This window comes from Brachybacterium rhamnosum (assembly GCF_039526185.1).
In the GTDB taxonomy this organism is placed as follows: domain Bacteria; phylum Actinomycetota; class Actinomycetes; order Actinomycetales; family Dermabacteraceae; genus Brachybacterium; species Brachybacterium rhamnosum.
This window is the reverse complement of record NZ_BAAAIS010000001.1, coordinates 279,539-304,897: the sequence shown is the minus strand read 5'-3', so window position 1 is coordinate 304,897 and position 25,359 is coordinate 279,539. Positions and strand designations below refer to the sequence as shown.

The 25,359-nt window shown below is 73.9% G+C and carries 22 protein-coding genes; 20 read left to right on the top strand and 2 right to left on the bottom strand.

What is annotated here, in order from left to right:
• Positions 1-105: 105 nt before the first annotated feature.
• Positions 106-2,355, bottom strand: a complete 2,250-nt coding sequence (locus ABD080_RS01405; protein WP_343903383.1) for a HelD family protein — start codon at positions 2,353-2,355, stop codon at positions 106-108.
• 134 nt (positions 2,356-2,489) lie between these two features.
• Here ABD080_RS01405 and ABD080_RS01400 point away from each other — a divergent pair, with 134 nt between their 5' ends.
• A complete protein-coding gene (locus ABD080_RS01400; RefSeq protein WP_137771233.1) occupies positions 2,490-3,449 on the top strand; it encodes a proteasome assembly chaperone family protein in 960 nt (319 codons plus the stop codon).
• Between the two features lie 126 nt (positions 3,450-3,575).
• Positions 3,576-3,779, top strand: coding sequence for a cold-shock protein (locus ABD080_RS01395; RefSeq protein ID WP_137771232.1), 204 nt, complete (start codon positions 3,576-3,578; stop codon positions 3,777-3,779).
• A gap of 118 nt (positions 3,780-3,897) precedes the next feature.
• On the opposite strand, the gene ABD080_RS01390 is transcribed toward ABD080_RS01395, so the two are convergent.
• Positions 3,898-4,746, bottom strand: a complete 849-nt coding sequence (locus tag ABD080_RS01390; protein WP_137771231.1) for a spermidine synthase — start codon at positions 4,744-4,746, stop codon at positions 3,898-3,900.
• A gap of 150 nt (positions 4,747-4,896) precedes the next feature.
• Here ABD080_RS01390 and ABD080_RS01385 point away from each other — a divergent pair, with 150 nt between their 5' ends.
• The 18 genes from ABD080_RS01385 (at position 4,897) to ABD080_RS01300 (ending at position 25,357) form a co-directional block, all read left to right on the top strand.
• Positions 4,897-5,352: an SAV_6107 family HEPN domain-containing protein gene (locus ABD080_RS01385; protein ID WP_137771230.1), complete on the top strand. Its 456-nt coding sequence runs from the start codon at positions 4,897-4,899 to the stop codon at positions 5,350-5,352.
• A gap of 57 nt (positions 5,353-5,409) precedes the next feature.
• A complete protein-coding gene (gene dinB, locus ABD080_RS01380; protein WP_137771229.1) occupies positions 5,410-6,720 on the top strand; it encodes a DNA polymerase IV in 1,311 nt (436 codons plus the stop codon).
• Between the two features lie 136 nt (positions 6,721-6,856).
• Entirely contained in the window at positions 6,857-7,252 is a 396-nt protein-coding gene (locus ABD080_RS01375; protein ID WP_137771228.1) for a DUF3040 domain-containing protein, read from the top strand.
• A 488-nt stretch (positions 7,253-7,740) separates the two neighbouring features.
• Positions 7,741-8,172 carry a division/cell wall cluster transcriptional repressor MraZ gene (gene mraZ, locus ABD080_RS01370; protein WP_137771227.1) on the top strand — a complete coding sequence of 144 codons (432 nt, stop codon included), beginning with the start codon at positions 7,741-7,743 and terminating at the stop codon, positions 8,170-8,172.
• 171 nt (positions 8,173-8,343) lie between these two features.
• On the top strand, positions 8,344-9,333 hold the full coding sequence (rsmH, locus tag ABD080_RS01365; RefSeq protein WP_137771226.1) for a 16S rRNA (cytosine(1402)-N(4))-methyltransferase RsmH: 990 nt from the start codon (positions 8,344-8,346) through the stop codon (positions 9,331-9,333).
• 1 nt (position 9,334) lies between these two features.
• Positions 9,335-9,850: a cell division protein FtsL gene (ftsL, locus tag ABD080_RS01360; protein WP_137771225.1), complete on the top strand. Its 516-nt coding sequence runs from the start codon at positions 9,335-9,337 to the stop codon at positions 9,848-9,850.
• A gap of 68 nt (positions 9,851-9,918) precedes the next feature.
• Positions 9,919-11,655 (top strand): peptidoglycan D,D-transpeptidase FtsI family protein, encoded by a 1,737-nt coding sequence (locus ABD080_RS01355; protein ID WP_343903382.1) that lies wholly within the window; start codon positions 9,919-9,921, stop codon positions 11,653-11,655.
• Positions 11,649-13,217: a UDP-N-acetylmuramoyl-L-alanyl-D-glutamate--2,6-diaminopimelate ligase gene (locus ABD080_RS01350; RefSeq protein WP_377827198.1), complete on the top strand. Its 1,569-nt coding sequence runs from the start codon at positions 11,649-11,651 to the stop codon at positions 13,215-13,217. The genes ABD080_RS01355 and ABD080_RS01350 overlap by 7 nt, the downstream gene beginning before the upstream one ends.
• 2 nt (positions 13,218-13,219) lie before the next feature.
• Positions 13,220-14,686: a UDP-N-acetylmuramoyl-tripeptide--D-alanyl-D-alanine ligase gene (locus tag ABD080_RS01345; RefSeq protein WP_343903380.1), complete on the top strand. Its 1,467-nt coding sequence runs from the start codon at positions 13,220-13,222 to the stop codon at positions 14,684-14,686.
• Entirely contained in the window at positions 14,683-15,783 is a 1,101-nt protein-coding gene (gene mraY, locus ABD080_RS01340) for a phospho-N-acetylmuramoyl-pentapeptide-transferase (protein WP_137771222.1), read from the top strand. Before ABD080_RS01345 ends, mraY begins: the two co-directional genes overlap by 4 nt.
• Entirely contained in the window at positions 15,780-17,279 is a 1,500-nt protein-coding gene (gene murD / locus ABD080_RS01335) for a UDP-N-acetylmuramoyl-L-alanine--D-glutamate ligase (RefSeq protein ID WP_343903379.1), read from the top strand. The genes mraY and murD overlap by 4 nt, the downstream gene beginning before the upstream one ends.
• A complete protein-coding gene (ftsW, locus tag ABD080_RS01330; protein ID WP_137771220.1) occupies positions 17,276-18,655 on the top strand; it encodes a putative lipid II flippase FtsW in 1,380 nt (459 codons plus the stop codon). Before murD ends, ftsW begins: the two co-directional genes overlap by 4 nt.
• The gene (gene murG, locus ABD080_RS01325) at positions 18,652-19,737 is read left to right on the top strand and encodes an undecaprenyldiphospho-muramoylpentapeptide beta-N-acetylglucosaminyltransferase (RefSeq protein WP_343903378.1); all 1,086 of its coding nucleotides are present in this window, start codon (positions 18,652-18,654) and stop codon (positions 19,735-19,737) included. The genes ftsW and murG overlap by 4 nt, the downstream gene beginning before the upstream one ends.
• Positions 19,738-19,772: 35 nt before the next feature.
• Positions 19,773-21,275 carry a UDP-N-acetylmuramate--L-alanine ligase gene (gene murC, locus ABD080_RS01320; protein ID WP_343903377.1) on the top strand — a complete coding sequence of 501 codons (1,503 nt, stop codon included), beginning with the start codon at positions 19,773-19,775 and terminating at the stop codon, positions 21,273-21,275.
• Between the two features lie 230 nt (positions 21,276-21,505).
• On the top strand, positions 21,506-22,498 hold the full coding sequence (locus ABD080_RS01315) for a cell division protein FtsQ/DivIB (RefSeq protein WP_343903376.1): 993 nt from the start codon (positions 21,506-21,508) through the stop codon (positions 22,496-22,498).
• A 176-nt stretch (positions 22,499-22,674) separates the two neighbouring features.
• Positions 22,675-23,976, top strand: coding sequence for a cell division protein FtsZ (gene ftsZ, locus ABD080_RS01310; protein ID WP_137771216.1), 1,302 nt, complete (start codon positions 22,675-22,677; stop codon positions 23,974-23,976).
• The gene (pgeF, locus tag ABD080_RS01305; protein WP_137771215.1) at positions 23,973-24,707 is read left to right on the top strand and encodes a peptidoglycan editing factor PgeF; all 735 of its coding nucleotides are present in this window, start codon (positions 23,973-23,975) and stop codon (positions 24,705-24,707) included. The genes ftsZ and pgeF overlap by 4 nt, the downstream gene beginning before the upstream one ends.
• A 167-nt stretch (positions 24,708-24,874) precedes the next feature.
• On the top strand, positions 24,875-25,357 hold the full coding sequence (locus ABD080_RS01300) for a cell division protein SepF (RefSeq protein WP_137771214.1): 483 nt from the start codon (positions 24,875-24,877) through the stop codon (positions 25,355-25,357).
• Positions 25,358-25,359 lie beyond the last annotated feature (2 nt).

Sequence of the window (25,359 nt, the reverse complement as noted above, 5' to 3'; positions counted from 1 at the left end):
CACGGCCGCCGATCTCTGTCCGCGGGCCTGCCCCGAGCGGCGCTCGTCGACGGCCCTCGAGGCGCCGGGACGCCGGGCGCCGAGGGCCCACCGGGGGGGGGGGGCTCAGGCGCCGACGCCCTCCGGCAGGTCCCGGGCGTGCACCACGCCCAGATGGGTCGTGGGCCGGGTCATCGCGACATAGAGGTCCCCGGCGCCGTGCTGCTCCACGAGCTCCGCCGGCTCCACGACGACCACCGCATCGAACTCGAGGCCCTTCGCGTCCTGCGCGCTCATCACCGCGATCTCGTCGTCGACACCGGAGGAGCCGAGTCCGATCCGTCCCTGTCCGGACACCGCGCCCTGCTCCTGGAGCGCGCGGGCCACCTCGCCGATCCGCTCCGGAGTTGTGATCACCGCGGTCCGGCCGGTCCGGCCGTCGCGCCAGGACAGGACCGCGCGGGCGGCGCCCGCGGCGAGCTCGTCCGGTCCCACCCTGAGGATCTCGGGGTCGCTCTCGCCCTCGCGCACCGAGCTCACCGTCGTGACCGGCAGGTCGTGGGCGGCCGCCATGGCGAGGGCCCGCTCCATGATCCGGGCCGGCGTGCGGTAGTTGACCGTGAGGCTCTCGACCTGGAGGCGGTCCTGGACATACGGGGAGAGCGCGGCGGACCAGGAGGAGGCCCCGCCCGCGGAGGAGGTCTGCGCGACGTCGCCCACGACGGTGAACGACTTCGTCGGGCAGCGGCGCATGAGGGCGCGCCAGCTCATGGGGGAGTGCTCCTGCGCCTCGTCGACCACGACGTGGCCGTAGGTCCACGAGCGCTCGGAGGAGGCGCGCTCGGCGAGGGAGCGCCCGTCGCGGACCCGCGTGACCTGGTCGGCGAGGTCCTCGGCGCGGACGATCCCCGAGCTGTCCACGTTCTCGAGCACGCGCCGGGCGTATTCGACGTCCGCCGCACGCCGGGAGGCGGCCTCCTGGGCACGGGCCTCGTCGGGCGCGGAGTCCTCCCCGAGGAGCTCGGCGACCTCGTCGAGCAGCGGCACGTCCTCGACCGTCCAGGGCTCGTCCTTGCCGCGCACGAGCAGATGCACGTGATCGGCAAGGGAGCGCGGGGCGGCCTCCCGGAGGCGATCGGGCCGCGAGAGCAGGATCCGCAGGAAGCCCTGCGGCGAGTAGGGGAGCCAGGCGAGGTTCAGCGCCCGGCGCACGTCGGGATCGCTCCGCAGATCGGCGAGGAGGTCGCCGCGGTCCTCGGGGACGACGGTGCGGCCCTCGGCGGCGAGCGCCTTCTCGTAGCGGGTGACGAGCCGGTTCAGCGCGGCGCGCACGAAGACCGCGCGCGCGGCGTTGTGGGGCTTGTGGCCCGAGCGTGCCTCGCGCCGGGCGCCGCGCACGTCGTCCCGGCTGAGCACGAGCTCGGTCCCGTCGATGCGAAGGTGCACGTCCTCCGCGGGGATGCGCTGGCGCTGCTTGACCGCACGGGAGAGCAGCTCGGCCATGTCGGCGTGCCCCTTGACCCGCGCCACGGGGTCCGGATCGTGCAGCGTCGTCTCGACGCCCGGGTACAGGGTCCCGGGCGTGGTCATCACGACGCCGGACTCGCCGAGGCTCGGCAGCACGCGCTCGATGTAGCGCAGGAACCCCTGGGTGGGGGCCATGATCAGCACGCCCGTGTGCTCGAGGCGGCGTCGGTGGGTGTAGAGCAGGTAGGCGGCGCGGTGGAGCGCCACGGCGGTCTTGCCGGTGCCCGGCCCGCCCTGGACCACGAGCACGCCGCGGTTCTCGGAGCGGATGATGCGGTCCTGCTCGGCCTGGATGGTCGCGACGATGTCGCCCATGCGGCCGGTGCGGCGCTCGGAGACCGCGGCGAGCAGGGCGCCCTCGCCCTGCAGCACCACGTCGTCCCCCTCGGCGAGCACCGTCGGGTCCAGGACGTCGTCCTCCAGGCCGGTGATCGTGCGGCCGCGGCTGATGAGGTGGCGCCGCAGGCGCACCCCCTGCCGGTCGGCGCTGGTGGCCTGGTAGAAGGGGGCCGCGGCGGGGGCGCGCCAGTCCACGAGCATCTGCTCGCGCTCCGCGGTGAACAGGCCGATGCGGCCGATGTACCGCCGGGCGTCCTCCTCGGTGTCGAGCCGCCCGAAGACCACGCCGTGGGACACCGAGCGCAGCAGTGCGAGACGGTCCTCGTACAGCGCCATGAAGGAGTCCCGCTCGGAGCGGTTCTGATGGGTGGAGGCGTGCTGGGACGCCTGGATGCTCTCGAGGTTGCCCTCGACCTGGATGATGAGCTCGTCGAGCCGTGCGTAGAGTCGATCGGCGTGCGTCTGCTCACGCGCGATCTCGCGACGGATCTGCTCCTCGGCGTCGTCCACGGACCTGCTCCCCCTGACGTTTCCACTCCTGCCGGCCGCCGACCGAGGACATCGGGCCGGCGAAGCGCGGTGGTCCATTATGGTGGACGCGCCTGGGTGCGCGCGCCACCCGTCGGCCCGGGAGGAGGGGACAGATGCGTGATCCTCGGGATCTGTATTCGTTCGAGGCCTCGGAGCTGCTCGAGGCGGTGCCCCGTGAGGGCCTCACGCTCGTCCATGCGCTGCCGGGCATGGTCGACGCCGGGAACGCCTGCCGCATCGCGGCGACCTATCTCCGCGACGAGCTGCGCCACGTCCGGCTCGTGAGCTTCGACGTCGACGAGCTGCTGGACTATCGCGGCTCCCGACCGCAGGCGGTCTTCGACGGGGTCTCCTTCCAGCGGGTCGAGATCCCCGAGCTCACGCTCTCGCTCATGTACGACGATTCGGACCAGCCGTTCCTGCTCCTGGACGGTCCGGAGCCCGATCTCCAGTGGAAGCGGCTCGCCCAGGCGATCGTGGACCTCGTGGAGTTCTTCGGCGTGCGCCGGGTGGTGGGGATGCAGGCCGTCCCCATGGCCGTTCCGCACACCCGCCCGATCGGGCTGTTCGCCCATGCGAACGATCCCGAGCTGCTCGGCGGGCAGGAGCGTCGCCCGCCCGAGGGGTCCCTGCGGCCCGAGGAGGGCACGGAGATCGTGATTCCGGCCGGCTTCGGTGCGCTCCTCGAGGTCGAGCTGGGCCGCGCGGGTCATCCGGCGATGGGCTACGCGGCCCAGGTGCCGCACTACCTGGCCCGCACGGACTTCCCCGCGGGGGCGCTCGCGCTGCTGCGCCGGGTCTCCGGAGGAGCCGGGCTGGACCTGCCGCTCGTGGCGCTGGGGGATCTCACGGACGCCGCCGGCGCGGCGCTCGAGAGCACCCTGGAGCGCAACGCCGAGGTGGGGCAGGTCGTCAGCGCCCTGGAGGAGCAGTACGACGCGGACCGTGACGAGGAGGGGTCGCCGCTCGCGACGACGGTCGACATGCCGACCGCGGACGAGATCGGCGACCACTTCGAGCGCTTCCTCGCGGATCGTGACGGCGACGGACGGGACACCCCGCCGTCGCTGTGATCGCCCCGGCCCCTCGAGCTCGGGACCGCATGTGAACGGCGCCACCTCCGTGCCAGAATGGTCGCTCCGCAGCAACGGCGTCGCACGGGCGACCGCCGCAGGACGCACACGAGGAGACGGACAGGTATGGCACAGGGCTCGGTCAAGTGGTTCAACGCCGAGAAGGGCTACGGGTTCATCGAGATCGACGGCGGCGGCGCCGACGTCTTCGTGCATCACAGCCAGATCGACATGGACGGCTACCGCTCGCTGGACGAGGGGCAGCGTGTCGAGTTCGAGGTCGCCCAGGGCGACAAGGGCCCGCAGGCCGAGCAGGTCCGTCCTCTCTGATCCCGCGTGTCCCCGGACGCCCGCGAGGGCCGGCACGGAGCATCGCTCCGGGCCGGCCCTCGTCATGTCCCGGACCGGCCCCCGCCGAGGCCGGTGCTCGGGGCGCTGCGCTCGGAGATCATTGCTCGAGGACGCGGCCGGAGCGGCGCAGGGCGGTGACCTGCTCGGGTCGCGCGAGGCGCACCGAGACGGCATCGGAGCGGAGCGCGCGGTCCAGGCCGTCGGGGAGCGGGTGCGCGCTCGCGAGGAGCACCGCGTTCCCCCGGCGCTTCCCGCTGAGGTGGGCGGGCTCGGCGATGACGCCCACGTGCTCGAACACGGTGGAGAGCGTCGCGACCTCGTCCGCCAGGAGCCCGGTCCCGGGGGCGGCCGCGCAGTTCGCGAGATAGAGCCCGCCCTCGCGGAGCACGCGGTCGGCGTGCTCGGCCGCCCCGCGGGAGACGAGGGAGTCCGGGGTGCGGTCGCCGGCGAAGACGTCGCGCACGAGCACGTCGAAGCGGTCCTCGCGCCAGTCCGCGAGCGCGACGGCCGCGTCATCGACCCGGATGCGCAGCTGCGGGGAGCGGGGGAGGTCGAACCAGGTGCGCACGTGCTCGGCGAGCAGTGCGTCGAGCTCCACGACGATCTGGCGGGACCGTGGGCGCAGGGCCGCGATCGCCCGGGGAAGGGAGCAGCCCCCGCCCCCGAGGTGCGCGAGCTGCGGGGCGTCGTCGCCCGAGGTGTCGAGGTGGAGGTCGATCGCGAGGAGCATCCACCGCATGTACTCGAAGACGAGGTGTCGGGGGTCGGGATGCAGATGCGAGGAGGGCACCCCGTTGACCTCGAGGAGCACGGAGCCGTCGCTCTCCTGCTCGAGCCGCACGACGCCGGTGGAGACGGGGACGACCTCGCCGAGGGGGCCGAGATGGGGGAAGGGACTCGAGCCGGCGGAGGAGGCGCCGGAGCGGCGTCGGGCACGTGGGGGCATCACCCCACTCTAGGAGGCGGCGACCGGATCGTTCCTCCCCATCGTCCCGTCGTCCCCATGCCGGCGGCAGGAGGCTCGTCCGTCGTACCCCCTTCGTAGCGTGGGGGACATCCCGGGAGCGCCCCGGGGGAACGACGGCAGGAGGAGCGGATGACCGGCAGCACCACGACCCCGCGGGGCGGCGCACGGCGCGGCCCCCTCCACCGCTTCGACGAGGACCAGGCGGATCTCGAGCGTGCGCGCCAGCTGCTCAGCGCGGCGCGGGAGCGCGAGGTCACGGATCCTCGGGGAGCCTTCGAGCTCGTCCACCGCGCCGCGCTGCGCGGCGCCGGGATCCTCGTGGCCCGAGCGAACCGCGAGCGCCGCCGCAAGCTGCCGCTGAACGTGTGGGCGGCGCTCGAGCGGATGGGGCCCGCCGAGCGCGACCGCGCGCTCTCGCTGGTGCCCCTCGTCGCGGAGAGGATGCGGCTGGACCGCGACCCGCGGGCGATGCCGGAGCCCGAGCTCCTGTCGAGGCATCTCCAGGACACCGCCGTGCATCTCGAGGTGGTGGGGGAGATCCTCCTCGAGGATCTCCCGGGCTCCCTCACGGCGCTCGCCGGTTGAGCGGTCCTGCGCGCTACAGTGCGCGGGCGGGATCGAGCACACGAGTCAGGAGCAGTGATGAGCGCGCAGCACGGCGAGGTCACGCCCGGCCGTGCCCACGAGCCCGAACGGCCCGAGCGGTCCGAGTCGCCCGAGCCCCTCGAGCAGCCCGGCATCCTCCACCTCGACATGGACGCCTTCTTCGCCTCGGTCGAGGTGCGCGACGCCCCGGAGCTGGCCGGGCTGCCGGTGGTCGTGGGCGGGGACGGGCGTCGCGGCGTGGTCGCGGCGGCGAGCTATCCGGCGCGCGAGCGGGGGATCCGCTCCGCGATGCCGATGGCGACCGCCCGGCGCCTGGCGCCGGACCTCGTGATCGTGCCGCCGCGGATCGGCGTGTACCGCGAGATCTCCGCCCAGGTGATGGGCATCCTCGGCGACGTCGTCGCGGACGTCGAGCAGATCAGCGTCGACGAGGCCTTCCTCGACGTCCGCCCGGCGCGGCGTCTCTTCGGGCCGCCGGAGCGGATCGGCGCCCTGCTGCGGGAGCGGATCCGCTCGGAGCTCGGCCTGCCCAGCTCCGTGGGCGGCTCCGTCTCCCGCGCCGTCGCGAAGATCGCCTCCGCGCGGGCGAAGCCGGACGGCATGCTGATCGTCCCCGCGGCCCGGACGGCGGAGTTCCTCGCCCCGCTGCCGGTCTCCGTCATCTCGGGGGTCGGTCCGCGGGCCGTGCAGGGGCTCGAGCGCCTCGGCGTCCGCACGATCGGTCAGCTACGGGAGCTGCCGCCCGCGGCGCTCTCGCGGGTGCTCGGCCCGCAGGCCCCGCACGTCGCCCGGCTCGCGGACGGCACCGACCGCACCGGTCTGGGGCGCCGGGTGCGCGACAGGTCGCTCGGCACCGAGCGCACCTGGGACGAGGATCTCGTGGACCCCGTCGACATCCGACGCCGGATCACCGTCATGGCGGACGAGGTCGCCCGCCAGCTCCGCGCCGGCGGCTTCGTCGCCCGCACGGTGACGCTCAAGCTCCGCGGGCCGGACGGCACGACCCTCACCCGCTCCTCCACCCTCGCCCAGCCCACCTCGAGCGGCGAGCGGCTGAGGGAGCACGTCGTCGCCCTGTGGGAGCGGGAGCGGGCCGGCATGCCGAGGGTCCGGCTGGCCGGTGTGCGCGCCTCCCATCTGGAGCCCGCCGGGACCGCCGGGAGGCAGGCCGAGCTCGTCGGCCGCACGACGGGATGGACGGATCTGGAGGCCGCGATGGATCGGGCGCGGGACCGCTTCGGCAGCGGCTCGCTCTCCCGAGGATCGACGCTGCCCGGTGCGGCGCCGGCGCCCACGCCCCCGCCGCCTGGGCCCGATGAGAGCCCGAACGCCCTCGAGTTCCCATAAGGCGCATGCCCGTCCTAGAATGGGACGACCGCCGACGGAGGCGCACGGGACCGGCCATCCGGCCGGGACGAGGACGTTCTCCGGGACGACGGGGACGCCCCAGGGCGTGACAGGACGGGGACGAAGGAGCGGGACCATGCCGCTGTCGGAGCACGAGCAGAAGATGCTCGAGGAGATGGAGCGCCAGCTCTTCGCCGATGACCCGCGCCTCGCGCGGGCCTTCTCATCGGGACGCGCTCGGCGCCGGAGCGGCCGGCGGATCGCCGTCGGCCTGGCCGGTGTGGTCGTGGGCCTCGTGGTCCTGGTCCTCGCGGTGGCCCTTCCCGCCGTCTGGCTCGGGGTCCTCGCCTTCCTGATCATGCTCGCCGGAGCGGTGTACGCGGTGACGACCCCCGCGCGCCGCGGCGGGGACGAGTCCGGCGACGGCGCGACCCCGGCCTCGCCTCCCTCCCCGGGGGACCGCAACGGCCGCTTTATGAACCGCATGGAGCAGCGCTGGGAGAAGCGCTCCGGGGACGACCCCCGCCGCTGAGCCCCACCCGCGCCGGTCCTCCCGGGACGGCGCCCCACGCGGCCACGTCCGGCCGTCGCCGGCCCACGCCGGGCGATGACCCGTCCGGCCTCCTGACCCACCGCTGACACGCCCCGGCTCCCAGGAGCCGGGGCGTCGTCATGCCCGGCGCCGATCAGGCTCCTCCCAGGTCCCCACTTCGCTCCACCGGAGCCCTCCACCTCCCTCCACTCGCCGCCCTTGGACCGGGCGCGTGCCGATGACCTGCGCCAACGCAGCGGCGAGCGTGGGGGAGTGCTGCCGGGAGCGGCGCCCCGACCGTCCGTGCGGCGCGCGCGGCGCGATTTCCCTCCACTTCACACCCCAGCCTGTGACCTGCAGTGACAGGCTGAATCGGCAGCGAAAAGGGCCGTTCGCTGGCGGAGGGTGGGGGGTAGTGGGGTAAAGTGGAGGGCGTAGGGAGGAGAATGGTTCGGCTCACGAGTCCAGGCAGCTGAAGGAGGTCCGAGATGTTCCTCGGGACCTTCACGCCCAAGCTCGATGAGAAGGGCCGCTTGATCTTCCCCGCGAAGTTCCGTGACGACCTCGCCGGAGGACTGGTCATGACTCGCGGTCAGGAGCACTGCATCGCCGTGTACCCGATCGGGGAGTTCCGCCAGAAGCTCGAGGAGGCCCGTCGGGCGCCCACCACCGATCGGCGCACCCGCGACTACCTGCGAGTGCTGCTGTCCGGAGCGGAGGACGTCATCCCGGACAAGCAGGGCCGCATCACCATCCCGGGCCATCTGCGCACCTACGCGGAGCTGGATCGGGAATGCGCGGTGATCGGTGCGCTCGACCGGCTCGAGATCTGGTCCCTCCCGGCGTGGGAGACCTATCTCGAGCAGAAGGAGGAGGGCTTCGCGCAGACCGCGGAAGAGGTGGTTCCCGGCCTGTTCTGAGGTGGCCCCCACGGACCTCCGTCCTGCGAGACCTCTCGTCGTTCCCGCCCCGAAACAACTTCCCCGGTGGCGGGTCGGGAACGACGGGGCATCTGGCCGGACGGCCTCCGGGCCCACGCATCAGCCGGCAGTCAGCACGAGAGACACGAGAGCATGAAGGGGAGGGCAGCCATGGACAGCCACAGCGCGCCGGCCGACGACCGCCACGTCCCCGTCCTCCTGGACACCTGTGTCGAGCTCCTCGCCCCCGCGCTCGCCGTCGACGGCGCCGTGCACGTCGACGCGACCCTCGGCATGGCCGGCCACGCGATCGCCGTCCTCGACGCCGCACCCGGCGCGCGGCTCGTCGGCATCGACCGCGACCCGCAGGCGCTCGAGCTGGCCCGCGAGCGGATCGCCCGGGCCGGGCACGCCGAACAGGCGACCCTCGTCCACGCGACCTACGACGAGATCCCGGCGGTCCTCGCCGACCTCGGCATCCCCGCGGTGCAGGGCGTGATCATGGACCTCGGGCTCTCGAGCTTCCAGATCGACACCGCCGAGCGCGGCTTCTCCTACGCGGCGGACGCCCCGCTGGACATGCGGATGGACACCTCCTCCGACGGCCCCACCGCCGCGGACCTCCTCGCGGAGCTGCCCGAGGCGGAGATCGCCCGGATCCTCCACGAGCTGGGTGACGAGCGGTTCGGCCGTCGGATCGCCCGTCGGATCGTCGAGCAGCGGGAGACCGAGCCGCTCACCCGCAGCGGCGAGCTCGTGGCCCTGCTCGAGAAGGCGATCCCGGCGGCATCGAAGGCGAGCGGCGGCCATCCCGCCAAGCGCACCTTCCAGGCGCTGCGGATCGCCGTGAACGAGGAGCTCGAGATCCTCACCCGCGCGATCGACGGGGCCCTCGACTCCCTCGCCGTGGGCGGCCGGATCGTCGTGGAGTCCTACCACTCGGGGGAGGACCGCCTCGTGAAGACGGCGTTCGGCCGTCGGACCCGCTCGAGCGCGCCCCCCGGGTTCCCGGTCGAGCTCGACGAGCACAAGCCCACCTTCTCCCCGCTGGTCCGCGGCGCCCTCCAGGCCGACGAGACCGAGCGGGAGCACAACTCTCGCGCCGCCAGCGTCCGGCTGCGCGCCCTCACCCGCACCCGTCCCGACCACGGAGCACACTGACATGGCAAGCACCACCGCCGTCCGCGCCGCCGCGGTCCGACCCGCCCGCACCGCACCCCGCCCCGCGTCCGCCCCGCGCCCGCGGCTGACGATCCTCTCGAGGCCCCGCACCGCCGGCAGCCCGCTGCCGTTCACGGCGCTGTGCACGCTCATCGTCGTGGCGACCCTCGCGACGCTGCTCTACCTCAACATCCAGATGTCGGACACGAGCTACGAGATCACCCGCCTGCAGTCGCAGTCGCAGAGCCTCACGCAGGAGAAGCAGGCGCTCGCCGAGACGAACGAGCGCCTGGGCACCCCGCAGGAGCTCGAGCGGCAGGCCCGCGAGCTCGGCATGGTCCCCGTGAGCGAGCCCGCCTACATCGACCTCTCCACGGGGAAGGTGCTCGGGGAGAGCACGCCGACCGCGGGTGACGCGGCCGTCGCCGACACGCCGTCCGCCTCCTCCGCGGTGCCCCCCGCCGAGATCTACGATCAGCCCAGCAGCTATCACGGCATGGGCAACGAGGGGGACTGATCGTGGCCACGTCCCGTCGGACCGATCGACGCACGCGGACGTCCCGACCGCGCCTTCCCGCGGCCCAGGTGGGCACACCGGCCGTCCGGCACCGCCTCGTGCTCAGCATGATCATGGTGGCGGTGCTGGCGCTGTCCGGCCGCCTGCTGTGGGTGCAGGGCCTCGACGCGAGCGCGCGGGCCCAGGAGGCCATCGACGCCCGCACCACGACCCGCACCATCCCCGCGCTGCGCGGTGACATCACCGACCGCGACGGCACCGTCCTCGCGAGCTCGGTGGAGCGCTTCGACCTCTGGGTCAACCAGCGTCAGGTGAGCACCTACCAGCAGGACGACAAGGAGGCCGTGGCCGCCGGTGACACCGGCGTGAAGGCCGCCGCCGCGGATCTCGCCCCGGTGCTCGGCTGGACCGTCGAGGACACCGAGAAGGCGCTCACGGGGGACAAGGGCTTCAAGTACCTCCAGAAGAACGTCGAGCCGGCCGTGCGCAACGCCGTCATCGCGCTCAAGATCCCGGGCCTCGGCGCGGACCGCGTCGCGGACCGCCTCTACCCGGCGGGCTCCGTGGGCGGCAACGTGCTCGGGTTCGTCGGCGCGGACGGCGCACCGCTCGCCGGGGCGGAGCTCTCCTACGACGACCTGCTCGCCGGCACCAACGGCAAGACGACCTACGAGCGCGGCGCGGGCGGCCAGATCATCCCCACCGCGACGCAGTCCACCACCGCGGCCGTGGACGGCTCCGACCTCGTGCTCACCCTGGACCGCGACCTCCAGTGGAAGGCGCAGGAGATCATCGCCTCCGCCGTGGACCAGTGGGGCGCGACCGCCGGCAGCATCGTCATCCTCGACGCCCACACCGGCGAGGTGCTGACCCTCGCCGAGGCGCCCACCTACGATCCCAACAGCCCCGAGGCGGACTCCTACCTGGGCAACCGCACGGTCTCGGACGTCTACGAGCCGGGCTCCACCGGCAAGCTGTTCACCCTCGCCGCCGCCCTCGAGGAGGGCACGGTCGACATGGACAGCCAGTACACCGTGCCCTACACGATGTCCTTCAACGGGGAGCGCATCAAGGACTCCCACTCCCATCCCACCCAGAAGCTGACGCTCGCGGGCGTGCTCAAGAATAGCTCGAACGTGGGCACCGTGCAGATCTCCGAGACGCTCTCCGACCAGACCCGCTACGACTACCTCAAGGCCTTCGGCCTGGGGGAGACGACGGGCGTCGGGCTGCCCGGCGAGTCCAAGGGCATCGTCCACGACCCGTCGGACTGGACCGGCCGCACCAAGTACACGACCGCCTTCGGCCAGGGCTACGCCGTGACCGCGCTCCAGATGGTCTCCGCGATCAGCACCTTCGCCAACGACGGCGTGCGCGTGCAGCCGCAGATCGTCAAGGGCGTGAAGGAGGAGGACGGCAGCGTGCGCTCACTCGGCGAGCCCACGCAGACCCGCGTCGTCTCCTCGGAGACCTCGCAGAAGATCCTCGAGCTCATGGACAACAACGTCGTGGACGACGGCAAGACCAACGGCGACGTGCCCGGCTACGCCGTCGCCGCGAAGTCCGGCACCGCCCAGGTGCCCGGGGAGAACGGCGGCATCACCTACACCGCCTCCTTCATCGGCACCGCCCCTGCCGACGATCCCGACATCGTCATCGGCGTGACCCTGTTCGGGCTGAACTCCTTCATCTCCGGCACCACGGCGGCCGCCCCCGCCTTCTCGCAGATCATGGCCTACACGCTGCAGAACCAGGGGATCGCGCCGACGGGCAAGCCCGGCCGCGAGCTGGAGAACGAGTGGTGAGCGCCCCCGTCCCCGAGCCCGCCCGCCCCCGCAGCCCGCGCGGTCTCGGCGCCCCGGAGCTCGCCCGCGCCCTCCACGCCGCGCTGCCCGCGGGGGCCGAGGGGAGCGTCCTCACGGGTGTCACCCTCGACTCCCGCTCCGTGCAGCCCGGTGACCTCTACTGCGCCCTGCCCGGCGCCGTGACCCACGGGGCGCGCTTCGCCGCCCAGGCCGCGGCCGCCGGCGCGCTGCTCGCGCTCACCGACCCCACCGGCGCCGAGGACTGCGCCCGGGCCGCCCTGCCCGCGCTCGTGGTCGACGACCCCCGCCGCGACACGGCCCGCGCCGCCGCGCTCGTGCTCGGCGACCCCGCCGAGCAGCTGGGCACGATCGGCGTGACCGGTACGAACGGCAAGACCTCCGTCACCACGATACTCACCGGCGCACTCCGCCACCTGGGCCGCAGCGCCGGGGTCGTCGGCACCTCCGGCACGAGCTACCGCGACGCCCGCGGCGGGGACCACGCGATCGGCACCGTCCGCACGACGCCCGAGGCCCCCGAGCTCCACGGCCTCCTCGCCCGGATGGTCGAGGACGGCGTCGAGGTGGCTGCGATGGAGATCTCCTCCCATGCGATGGTGCTGCACCGCGCGGACGGCGTGGTGCTCGACGCGGCCTGCTTCACCAACCTCAGCCAGGACCACCTGGACTTCCATCCCACGATGGAGGACTACTTCGCTGCGAAGGCGATGCTGTTCACCCCCGAGCACGCCCGCCTCGGCGTGGTGTGCGTGGACGACGGCTGGGGCCGCCGCCTCGCGGACTCGGCCCCGATCCCGGTGACGACCTACTCGGCGACGGGCCGGCCGGCGGACCACCAGGTGCGGGACATCCGCGCCGAGGGCTTCGGCAGCGAGTTCACCGTCGTCTCCGCAGCGGGGGAGCGCACGCTCCGCGCGGCCCTTCCCGGCGTGCACTACGTCGCCAATACCCTCGCCGCCTCCCTGCTGCTCGAGGCCGTCGGGATCGCCGGCCCGGAGGTTGACGCCGCTCTCGCGGAGGCCGGCACCGTCCCCGGGCGCATGGAGCTCGTCGCCGAGCGGCCCGTGCGCGGGGTCGTCGACTACTCGCACACCCCCGACGCGCTCGAGAAGGCCCTCGCGACCCTCCGCACCGTCCCCGGCACGCGGCGCCTGATCGCCGTGATGGGCGCCGGCGGGGACCGCGACCGCGGCAAGCGCCCGCTCATGGGCGAGGTCGCCGCCCGACTGGCCGACGTGGTGATCATCACCGACGACAACCCCCGCTCCGAGGACCCCGCGGCGATCCGCGGCGAGGTCGCCGGAGGCGTCCCCGCCTCGACGAGCGCGCAGGTCCACGAGGTGGACGGCCGCGGCGAGGCGATCGCGCTCGCAGCGCGCCTCGCGGACGTGGGCGACACCATCCTCGTGGCCGGCAAGGGGGCGGAGTCCGGTCAGACGATCGGCGGTATCGTCCATCCGTTCGACGATCGTGCCGTGCTGCGCGACGCCCTCGCCGCTCGAGGCGCGTCGACGCGGACGGACCAGGACGGAGAAGGCTGAGCATGCTCGAGACCACCTCCCGCGACATCGCGGGCATCACCGGGGGCCGCCTCGTGGGCGGGGCGACCGGCGAGGAGACGGTCACCGGCGAGGCCCGGATCGACTCCCGCGAGGTCGCCGCCGGCGACCTCTTCGCCGCCTTCGACGGCGAGCACGTCGACGGCCACGGCTTCCTCGCCCGCGCGCACTCCGCCGGCGCCGCGCTGTCCCTCGTCTCCCGGGAGACCGACGGCGAGCAGTCCGTGCCCGCCGTGCTCGTCCCGGACGTCGGCGAGGCGCTCTCGGCCCTCGCCCGCGCCCAGCTCGAGCGCTCCCGCGCCGAGCGCGATGACCTCGTGGTGCTCGCGATCACCGGCAGCGCCGGCAAGACCAGCACCAAGGACCTCCTGCGCCGGGTGCTCGGGACCGCCGGTGAGGTCGTCGCGACCCATGCGAGCCTCAACAACGAGCTGGGCCTGCCGCTCACGGTGCTCCGACTCACCCCGACCACGCGCTTCCTCGTGCTCGAGATGGGCGCGCGCGGCATCGGCCACCTCACGCACCTCACCGGGATCGCCCGGCCCGACGTCTCCCTCGTGCTGAACGTGGGCAGCGCCCACCTCGGCGAGTTCGGCGGGGTCGAGAACATCGCCGTCGCCAAGGGCGAGCTCGTCGAGGCCCTCGCGCCCGAGGGGCGCGCCGTGCTGAACGCCGAGGACCCGCGCGTCGCCGCCATGGCCGCCCGCAGCCAGGCCCCCGTGACCACCTGGGGCTTCGCCTCCGGTAACGTGCGCGGCGCCGCGCTCGGCCTCGACGAGGACGCCCGCATCAGCTTCACCCTCGAGGTGCCGGAGGGGCTCACCCGCCTGGACGGCTCGACCGTCCCCGCCGGATCCTTCCCGGTCCGGCCCGACCTCCTCGGCGAGCACCAGGCCGCGAACGTCCTCGCCGCGCTCACCGGCGCGCTCGTCGCCGGCGCCGATCCGGCGGCGGCGACCGCCGCCCTCGATGGCGCGCGCCTGGACTCCGGCCAGCGCATGGAGGTCCATCGCGCTGGCGGGGCCATGATCATCGACGACGCCTACAACGCGAACCCCGACTCCATGCGGCAGGCGCTCAAGACGCTCGCGCACCTCGGTCGCGGGCACCGCACGATCGCCGTCCTCGGCGAGATGCTCGAGCTCGGCCCGGACGGCGTGCGCCTGCACGACGAGATCGGCCGGCTCGTGGTGCGCCTGAACATCAGCCAGCTGTACGTGGTCGGGGACGGCGCCGCCGCGATCCATCACGGCGCGAGCCTCGAGGGCAGCTTCGGCGGGGAGTCGGAGTACCTGGACACGGTCGAGGAGGCCATCGCTGTGCTAGAACGGGAGGTGGCGCCCGGTGACGTGGTGCTGCTGAAGTCGTCCCGGGACGCCGGCCTGCGCCGGATCACCCCGCCCCTGCTCGATCACCTCGCGCAGCCCGTCCACGGAGGAGTCCAGGAATGATCGCGATCATCATCGCGGGGGCCCTCGGTCTGGCGCTCTCCGGCCTCGGCACCCCGCTGTACATCAAGCTGCTCGTCAAGCGCGGCTACGGCCAGTTCATCCGTGACGACGGCCCCACCTCGCACGCCACGAAGCGCGGGACCCCCACGATGGGCGGCGTGGCGATCATCCTCGCGACGCTGCTCGCCTACGGGATCACCCACCTCGTGCTGTGGACCAGCCCCTCCATCACCGTCGGCCTCGTGCTGCTGCTCATGGTGGGCCTCGGGATCGTCGGCTTCCTCGACGACTACATCAAGATCTCCCGCCAGCGGAGCCTGGGCCTCACCGCCCGCGCGAAGCTCATCGGCCAGTTCGTCGTCGCGACCGGCTTCGCGGTGCTCGCGCTGCTGTTCGCGGACTCCGACGGCAACGCCCCCGCCTCCTCGGCGATCTCCTTCGTCCGGGACATCCCCTGGCTGGACCTCGCCTTCGGCGGCACCGTCGTCGGCTTCATCCTCTTCGCGATCTGGGCGAACTTCCTGGTCGCCGCCTGGTCCAACGGGGTGAACCTCACCGACGGCCTCGACGGCCTCGCGAGCGGCGCGACGATCATGTTCACCGCCGCGTACCTGATCATCTCGTTCTGGCAGTGGCGCCAGGTGTGCAACGTCGACCTCGAGGCCGGCGGCCTCGTGCACTGCTACGGCGCCCGCGACCCGCTGGACACGGCGGTGCTGTGCGCGGCGATCATCGGTGCGCTCGTCGGCTTCCTGTGGTGGAACACCTCGCCCGCGAAGATCTTCATGGGCGACACCGGCTCCCTCGCCCTGGGCGGTGCCCTCGCCGGCCTGACGATCGTCACCCGCACCGAGATCCTCGGCGCGATCATCGGCGGCCTCTTCGTCATCATCTCGCTGTCCGTGATCATCCAGGTCACGAGCTTCAAGCTCACCGGTAAGCGCGTGTTCCGCATGGCACCGCTGCAGCACCACTTCGAGCTCAAGGGCTGGAACGAGGTGACGATCGTGGTCCGCTTCTGGATCGTGGCCGGCATCCTCGCGGGCGTGGGCCTCGGGATCTTCTACCTCGACGCGCTGCCGGGGCTCGCCTCGTGACCGCCCTGCCCGCCGTCGAGGACCGCCCCTGGCCCGGACTCGACGTCAGCGGTGTGCGCGTGCTCGTCGCCGGCTTCGGGGTCTCCGGCTACGCGGTCGCGGACCAGACCATGCAGCGCGGCGCCCAGGTGCTCGTCGTGGACGGGAAGGACACCGAGGAGGTGCGCGAGCGCGCCCGCATCCTCGAGGTCCTCGGCGTCGAGGTGCGCCTCGGCGCGGAGCACACCACGGCGCTGCCCGCCGATCGCGAGATCGATCTCGTCGTCACCTCACCCGGCTGGCGCCCCGAGCAGCCGCTGCTCGCCGCGGCCGCCGCGGCCGGCATCCCCGTGTGGAGCGAGATCGAGCTCGCCCGCCGCATGCAGGCGGAGGGCGGCCCCGCGTGGCTCGGCATCACCGGCACCAACGGCAAGACCACCACGGTCACGATGCTCGAGTCGATCCTCCAGGCCGCCGGCCTGCGCGCGGTCGCCTGCGGGAACGTGGGCCTCCCGGTCATCGAGGCGGCGCTGGACCCCGAGGGCTTCGACGTGCTCGCCCTCGAGCTCTCGAGCTTCCAGCTGCACTGGACGGAGCACCTCGACTGCGAGGCCGCGACGATCCTCAACGTGAGCGACGACCACCTCGACTGGCACGGAGGCGCCGAGGCCTACGCCCGCGCCAAGGGCCGCATCTACGACCAGGTGCGCACCGCCTGCGTGTACTCCGTCGCCGATCCCGTGACGCTGCAGCTCGTGGAGGACGCGGACGTCGTCGACGGCGCCCGCGCGATCGGCGTGACCCTCGGCGCCCCCGGGCCCTCGGAGCTCGGCGTCGTCGACGGGCTGCTCGTGGACCGCGCCTTCGTGGAGAACCGACGCACCCACGCCGCGGAGCTCGCCTCTCTCGAGGATCTCGCGCACCTGGGCGCGCACGACGCACCGCCGCACGTGGTGCTCGACGCCCTGCACGCCGCGGCCCTCGCGCGCGCCCACGGGGTGCCCGCCCACGCTGTGCGCGACGGCCTGCGCGCCTACCGCCTGGGCCGACACCGCGCGGAGACGATCGCCCGGGTCGACGACGTGGTCTACGTCGACGACACGAAGGCGACGAACCCTGCGGCGGCGCAGGCCTCCCTCGCCGCCGCCGAGCGGATCGTCTGGATCGCGGGCGGCGACACCAAGGGGGCCGACGTCGACGCGCTCGTGTCCCGCGCCGCATCGCGGCTCGTGGGCGCGGTGCTGCTGGGCCGTGACGCGACCCCCTTCCTCGAGGCCCTCGCCCGACACGCGCCCGAGGTCCCCGTGGTCCGCGTCGAGGCGGGTGACACTGGAGCCGTCGCCGCTCGCGAGCGCCTCATGGGGGAGGCGGTGGGACACGCCCATCGCCTCGCCTCCGCCGGGGACGTCGTGCTGCTGGCGCCCGCCGCCGCCTCCATCGACCAGTTCCGTGACTACGCGGAGCGGGGGGATCTCTTCGCGGCGGCCGTGTCCCGACTGCCAGGAGAGCACCGATGACCATGCAGGAGTCACGTCGCTCCACGCGGGTCGTGCGCCCCGACGAGGAGCAGCCGCTCGGCAGCATCGGCTCCCGCGTCAAGGAGGGCGTGGGCAGCTGGCTGAAGTCCCCGGCCCTCGACTTCTACGGCCTGATCGTGGTGGGCGCGCTGCTCATCGGAGTCGGCCTCGTGATGGTGCTGTCCTCCTCGGCCGTCATCAACATCTCCAAGGGACTGTCCGGCTACGCGGGCCTGTTCCGCCAGGGCACCTTCGCGATCCTCGGACTCGTGGTGCTCGTCGTGGCCGCGCTGCTCCCGCCCTCCTTCTTCCGGAGGGCGGCCTGGCCGCTGCTGTTCCTGGGGCTCGTGCTGCAGTCGCTCGTGCACACGCCGCTCGGCATCGGCAAGGACGGCAACACGAACTGGATCCTCATCGGCGGGCAGACCCTCCAGCCCTCGGAGTTCCTCAAGCTCGCCCTCGCCGTGTGGCTCGGCGCGGTGCTCTCGACCAAGCAGAAGCTGCTCAACCAGCCCTTCCACCTCGCGATCCCGATGGTGCCCGGCGTGATCGCCGCCCTGGGTCTCGTGCTCTCCGGCCATGACCTGGGCACCGCCCTGGTCATGGCGATGCTCGTCGCCGGCGCAGTCTGGGTCTCCGGGGCACCGCGGCGCTGGTTCGCCCTCGCCGCGGGCCTGGGCCTCGTCGGCGTGCTCGCGCTGACGTTCACGAGCGCGAACCGCATGCACCGCATCGGCAACTGGCTCACCGGCACCTGCGAGAACGACAGCTGCTACCAGTCCGACCAGGGCCTCGCCGCCCTCGCGGGAGGCGGCTGGTGGGGCGTCGGCATCGGCGAGTCCCGCCAGAAGTGGGGCCTGCTGCCTGCCGCACAGGACGACTACATCTTCGCGATCATCGGCGAGGAGCTGGGCCTGATCGGTACGCTCGGCGTGCTCGCGCTGTTCACCGCGCTCGCCCTGTTCATGTTCCGCATGATCACCCGCATCGACGACCGCTTCCAGCAGATCACCGTGGCCGGCATCAGCTGCTGGCTGCTCGGCCAGGCCTTCGTCAACATGATGGTGGTGACCGGACTGCTGCCCGTGCTGGGTGTGCCGCTGCCGTTCATCTCCTCGGGCGGCTCCGCGCTCATCGCTTCCATGGCCGCGCTCGGCGTGCTGATCTCCTTCGCCCGCCGCGAGCCCGGGGCGGCCGAGGCGATCAGCGCCCGGATCGGCGTGGTGCGCCGCTCCACGAGCGTGCTCCCCGCCCCGCGTGATGCGAGAGCGGGCACCTCGCGCCGCGGCCGCCGCGGCACGGGCCGCGGCGGGTCCACCCGCACTTCCCGCTCCGATGCGGGCTCCCGTCCCCGACCCCGGAAGGGCTCCCGATGACCCGCGCACCCCGCGTGCTCCTCGCCGGCGGCGGCAGCGCCGGCCACGTCTCCCCGCTGCTCGCGACCGCCGCGCAGATCGCCGAGCAGAGCCCGGAGGCCGAGATCCTCGTCCTCGGCACGGCCGACGGCCTCGAGGCGGATCTCGTCCCCGCCGCGGGCCTCGAGCTCGCCACGATCGAGAAGGTGCCCTTCCCGCGCCGCCCGAACGGCGCCGCGCTGCGCTTCCCCGGCCGCTTCTCCGGCACCCTCCGGCGCGTCCGCGCGCTCATGGAGGAGCGGGGGACGGACGTCGTCGTCGGGTTCGGCGGCTACGTCTGCCCGCCCGCCTACCTCGCGGCCGCCCGCTCGCGGGTGCCGCTCGTCGTGCACGAGGCGAACCGCCGACCGGGCCTCGCGAACCGCCTGGGCGCCCGTCGCGCCGCCGCCGTGCTCACGGCCTTCCCTGGATCGACCCTGCCCGGCGCCCGCCGCATCGGCATGCCCATGCGCGAGGGCATCGCCCACCTGGACCGCGCCGCGCACCGCGCCGGGGCGCGGGAGCGGCTGGGCCTGGACCTCGAGCGCCCCGCCCTGCTCGTCACGGGAGGGTCCCTCGGCGCCCAGCGGCTGAACGAGCAGGTCTCCGCCGCCGCGCAGGACGTGCTCGACGCCGGTGGGCAGATCCTCCACGTGACCGGCAGGGGCAAGACCGCCGGCCTCCAGGAGCGGCCCGGGTACCGCGTCCTCGAGTACGTCTCCGCGATGGAGGACGCCTACGCCGCCGTGGACCTCGCCCTCACCCGCTCCGGTGCGGGCACCGTCAGCGAGCTCACGGCCGTGGGCCTGCCCTCCGTGCTCGTGCCGCTGCCGATCGGCAACGGGGAGCAGGCGCTCAACGGCGAGGACGTCGTCGCCGCCGGCGGGGCGCTCATGGTCCCCGACGCGCAGCTCGACGCCGCGTACCTGCGCGAGCAGGTGCTGCCCCTGCTCCTGGACCGGGACCGGCTCTCGACCATGGCCGAGGCCGCGCGCGGCTTCGGCATCACCGATGCCGCCGAGGTGCTCGCGGAGATCGTGATCAGCGCCGCACGCCGCGCCTGAGCGGCGGCCCGCGCGGCGCGGATTACGGTGGGTCCATGACCTCCGCGGCCCCTTCCCCTCGCACCGTCCTGCGTCCCGGGGCGGTGATCACCCGCTCGGCATGGCCGGAGGGTGAGGTCCGCTCCGTGCATGTCGTGAGGATCGGCGGGGCGGGGATGTCCGCCGTCGCCCGGCTCGCCCTCGAGGCGGGACTCGCGGTGAGCGGATCGGACTCCCAGGACGGCCAGTTCATCGCGCCGCTGCGCGAGGCCGGGGCACGCATCGGCATCGGCTTCGACGCCGAGCTCATCGCCCCGGACTGCGACCTCGTCATCGTCTCCACGGCCGTGCGGGCGGACAACCCCGAGATCATCGCCGCGCACGAGCGCGGCATCCCCGTGATCCACCGCGCGGCAGGCCTCGCCGGCCTGCTCGCCTCCCGGGACGTCGTCGCGATCGCCGGCACCCACGGGAAGACCTCGACCACGGGCCTCGCCGTCAGCGCCCTGCGCGGCGCGGGCCACGACCCCGCCTGGGCGCTCGGCGCGGCGGTGCCGGACCTGGGCCGCAACGCGGGCTTCGCGGCGGATCCGGCGACCGGCGCGAGCGCGGGGGAGTCCCTCGCGGTCGTCGAGGCCGACGAGTCCGACGGCTCCTTCCTCGCCTTCCGCCCCCGCGCGCTCGTCGTGACGAACCTCGAGGCGGACCACCTCGACTTCCACGGCGACGAGGAGACCCTGACCGCCGTCTTCGACGCCGTCACGACGCAGATCGTCGACGGCGGCGCGCTCGTGGTGTGCGGCGACGACCCCGGCGCCCGTGCGCTCGGGGAGCGCGCCGCGGCCCGCGGCACCCGTGTCCTCACCTATGGCACCGCCGAGGGATCGGACTGGCGCATCGTCACGGAGACGCCGGGCGAGCGCGGTGCCCGCGCCGAGGTGGAGAGCCCGCGGGTCCCGCTGCTGCTGGACCTCGCCGTCGCCGGGCACCACAACGTGCTCAACGCCGTGGGCGCCCTCGCGGCCGCCGCCGAGGCGGACCCGGAGTCGCCGCTCCCGCGGCTCGCCGCCGGGCTCGGCACCTTCACGGGTGCGTCCCGCCGCTTCGACGTCGCCGGGACCGTCGCCGGCGTGACCGTCGTCGACGACTACGCCCACCATCCCCGCGAGGTCGCCGCGACGCTCGCCGCCGCCCGCGGCATCGTCGAGGGCGCCGGGCGCGGGGGCCGGGTGCTCGCCGTCTTCCAGCCGCACCTGTACTCCCGCACCCGCAGCTTCGCCGGGGACTTCGCCGCCGCCCTCGGCGCCGCCGACCTCGCCTGGGTGCTGCCCGTCTACGGTGCCCGCGAGGATCCCGTCCCGGGGATCGACCAGCGCACGATCACGGACCTCGCCCCGGCCGGGACGCTCACGCCGCTGGAGGCCCGGGAGGAGGCTGCCGGGCAGGTCGCCGGCGCGGCCCGCGAGGGCGACCTCGTCCTCATGCTCGGCGCGGGCGACGTGGTCGAGCTGACCTCCGGCGTGCTCGCCGCCCTCGAGCAGAGCGCGCAGGAGCGCTGATGGCCCGACGTCCCTCGGCCCCGCGACCCGCCGCGCCGCGCACTCCGGCCTCGCGGTCCGGGGCTTCGCGTCCCGCCGCGCCCGGTGCTGAGTCCCCGCGTCCCGGGACGCCGCGACCCTCGTCCTCGACGGCGCCGTCGGCCCCGTCCCCGTCGGCCTCGCGCACGTCCGCCGCATCGGCGTCCTCGGCGGCCTCGCCCGCGGAGCCCGCGGGCACGGACCGTCCGGTCGTGAGGACCGCGGGCGACGCACGCTCCACGACCGGGGCCTCCCGCCCCGGGCGGGCCCGACACTCGCCGTCCGGCACGAGCCGTCGGCCCTCGGGCGGTCCCTCTTCGTCGCGGCCCGCGGCCCGCGCCGGCGGGTCCGATGATGCCGCCGCTCCTGCACCCCGCGGAGGGGGACGGGCCGTCGGCCGGCCCCGCACGGAGGACCGCACCGCGTCGTCGGAGCAGACCACCCGGCAGTCCGGCCGCGCCGGCGGCGTCATCCAGGCGGCGGACCGCTTCCGCGACCTCGTCCGCGCGCGGCCCTGGCGTCGCCGGCGTCGCGCGATCCTCGTGACCGCCGCGATCGTCGTGGCGCTGCTCGTGGTCGCGCTCGTCGCGGCCGTGACGCTGCCGGCGCTCTCCGTGCGGCAGGTGCAGGTCGAGGGCCTCGGCTATGTGCAGGAGTCGGCCGTCGACGAGGCGGTCGAGCCCTTCCGGGGTGACAGCGTGCTGCTGCTCGGCACCGGCTCCGTGGAGTCCGCGGTGGAGGAGGTGCCCGGGGTCGCGACCGCCGAGGTGCACCGCTCCTGGCCGGACGGCATGAGCATCACCGTGACCGAGCGCACGGCGATCGCGAGCGTCACCCAGCAGGACGGCGCGACCGTGCTGCTCGACGCCGAGGGGACCGAGCTGCCCGAGGGGGCGGGGGAGGGCGCCTCGCCGGTCCCGCTCACGGTCGCGGCCGACGCCGCCGATCCCGACGGCGCGCAGGCGGCGATGATCGACGTCCTCGCCCAGATGCCGAGCTCGCTGCGCACGGGCATGACCGGGATGACGGCCTCCTCCCCGAGCGACGTCTCCTTCACGCTCGAGCTCGAGGACGGCGGCACGAAGACGATCGTGTGGGGCGATGCGGCGGACGCCGATCTCAAGGCGGAGGTCGTCCGGGCGCTGCTCGCCGAGCCCGGATCCGAGATCGACGTGTCCTCGCCGGTCGCCCCGGTGACCCGCTGACGTGAGACTCGTCCGTTCCCGCGCACGACACGCGGGTGCGGTCGTTGCGCCGGGACGGGAGGGTCCCTAGCGTCGAAGGGACGGAGAGGCGCCCCGATCCTCGAACCTCAGGTGGAGGTTGAGGGTTGAGGGTTCGGCCCTCTCGGCAGGCGAACGACAAAGAGCAAGGACCAAACGTGGCCGGAACCCAGATCTCCCTCGCAGTCATCAAGGTCGTCGGTGTCGGCGGCGGCGGCGTGAACGCCGTCAACCGCATGATCGAATCCGGCCTCAAGGGCGTCGAGTTCATCGCCATCAACACCGATGCGCAGGCCCTCCTCATGTCCGATGCGGACGTCAAGCTCGACGTCGGCAAGGAGATCACGCGCGGCCTCGGCGCCGGCGCGGACCCGGAGGTCGGCAAGAAGGCCGCCGAGGACCACGCCGAGGAGATCGAGGAGGTCCTCCGCGGGGCCGACATGGTCTTCGTGACGGCCGGCGAGGGCGGCGGCACCGGCACCGGCGGCGCCCCCGTCGTCGCGAGCATCGCCCGCAGCCTCGGCGCGCTGACCATCGGCGTGGTCACCCGCCCCTTCACCTTCGAGGGCCGCCGCCGCGCGACCCAGGCCGAGTCGGGCATCGCGGCCCTCCAGGCCGAGGTCGACACGCTCATCGTGATCCCCAACGACCGCCTGCTGTCGATCGCCGACAAGGCCGTCTCGATGCTCGACGCCTTCAAGAGCGCGGACCAGGTCCTGCTCTCCGGGGTCCAGGGCATCACGGACCTCATCACCACGCCGGGCCTGATCAACCTCGACTTCGCGGACGTCAAGTCCGTCATGCAGGGCGCCGGCAGCGCCCTCATGGGCATCGGCTCCGCCCGCGGCGAGGACCGTGCGCTGCAGGCCGCCGAGCTCGCGGTCTCGAGCCCCCTGCTCGAGGCCTCGATCGACGGCGCCTACGGCGTGCTGCTCTCCATCCAGGGCGGCAGCGACCTCGGCCTCTACGAGGTCTCCGAGGCCGCCCGCCTGGTGCAGGAGGCCGCGCACCCGGACGCCAACATCATCTTCGGCTCCGTCATCGACGACGCCCTGGGCGACGAGGTCCGCGTGACCGTCATCGCCGCCGGCTTCGAGAGCGGCGGCCCGCGCCCCCGCCAGGAGTCCGCTCCCGTGGTCGCGCGCCCCGCGCCCCGTCAGGAGAAGGCCCCCGCGCCGCGCCCCGCGGTCACCGAGAGCCGCAGCGCGGCCCCGGCGGCCGGCGGCACCGGCACCGGGGCGTGGAACGCCCCGCAGCAGACCTTCACGCCCTCGGCCCGCTCCGCCTCGGAGCCCGAGACGGAGCAGTTCGACCCGGCCGAGGTCGAGGAGCAGGACGCCGTGCAGAGCAGCGAGCCCTCGCCCGCGCAGCCGGTCGCGCCGCAGCCCGCGCGCCCGCCGCGCATCGAGGAGCCGCCGGCGGACGACGACGACCTCGACCTCCCGTCCTTCCTGAAGTGACGACACCCCTCACGGCACGGGCCCCGCGACTTCGCGGGGCCCGTTCCCTGTTCACGGGGCGCGCGGGCGGGGTAAGCGGCGGCGACTTCGCCGGCCTCAACCTCGCTCGGCACGTGGGGGACGAGGAGGCGGACGTCGAGCGCAACCGTGCGCTGCTCGCCGCCGAGGTGGGACTGCCGCTCGCCTTCGTCGATCAGGTGCACTCACCGGACGTCCACGTCCTGCCCGCCTCCGGCCCGGTGCCGGTCGTCACGGCCGACGCCCTCGTGACCGACCGCCGCGACGTGGCGCTCGCGATCATGGTGGCGGACTGCCTGCCTGTGCTGCTCGTCGATCCCGACGCCGGGGTGATCGGCGCCGCCCACGCGGGCCGTCGCGGCCTCCTGGACGGCGTCCTGCAGGAGACCGTCCGCGCGATGGCCTCGCTCGGGGCCGTGCCCGCCCGGATCGGGGCGGCGATCGGCCCGTCGATCTGCGGGGCGTGCTACGAGGTCCCCGCCGCCATGCGCGAGGAGTCCGCGGCGCAGCTCACCGAGCTCGCCGCGACGACGTCCTGGGGCACGCCGTCCCTCGACCTCACGGCCGGCGCGGTCGCCGCGCTCGTGGGCGCCGGCGTCCCCTTCGCCGCCATCGAGGACCGGCACCCCTGCACCCTCGAGGACGAGGACTTCTTCTCCTACCGGCGCAGCGCCCGGACCGGGCGCCTCGCGGGCGTCATCGCCCGGGCGTGAGCACACGGGTGTGAGCACGAGCGCATGTCGCGGCTCGCGGCGACACGCCGTGCAGGTGCGCCGTGCCGGGAGGGCCCTGCGGTACGTTCGTCGCACAGGGCCCCCGCGCACTCCCCGTGCTTCCCCGGGGTCCAGGTCAGCGTGAACAACGAAGTGGGAGAACAGCCATGGGAACCTGGCGCAACGCCATGGTCGCACTCGGCCTCGCCAACGAGGTCGACGACGAGTACTACGAGGACGAGCGGGACGCCCGCGACGAGGCCGCACAGCCCCGCCGCACCGAGCGCACCCCCGAGCCTGCCCCCGCCCGGGAGGCCCAGGTCACCCCGATCCGTCAGCGGTCCGTCGTGACCGTGGCGCCTTCCGTGGAGGAGTCGATGCACCGCATCACCACGATCCACCCGCGTTCCTACAACGACGCGAAGGCCATCGGCGAGTCCTTCCGCGACGGCGTCCCCGTCATCGTGAACCTCTCCGACATGCAGGACGGCGACGCGAAGCGCATGGTCGACTTCTCCGCCGGTCTCGTGTTCGGCCTGCGCGGCACCATCGAGCGCGTGACGTCCAAGGTCTTCCTGCTCTCCCCGGAGTTCGTGGAGGTCGACGGCGACACCACGCCCGACGAGGGCAGCTTCTACAACCAGAGCTGACC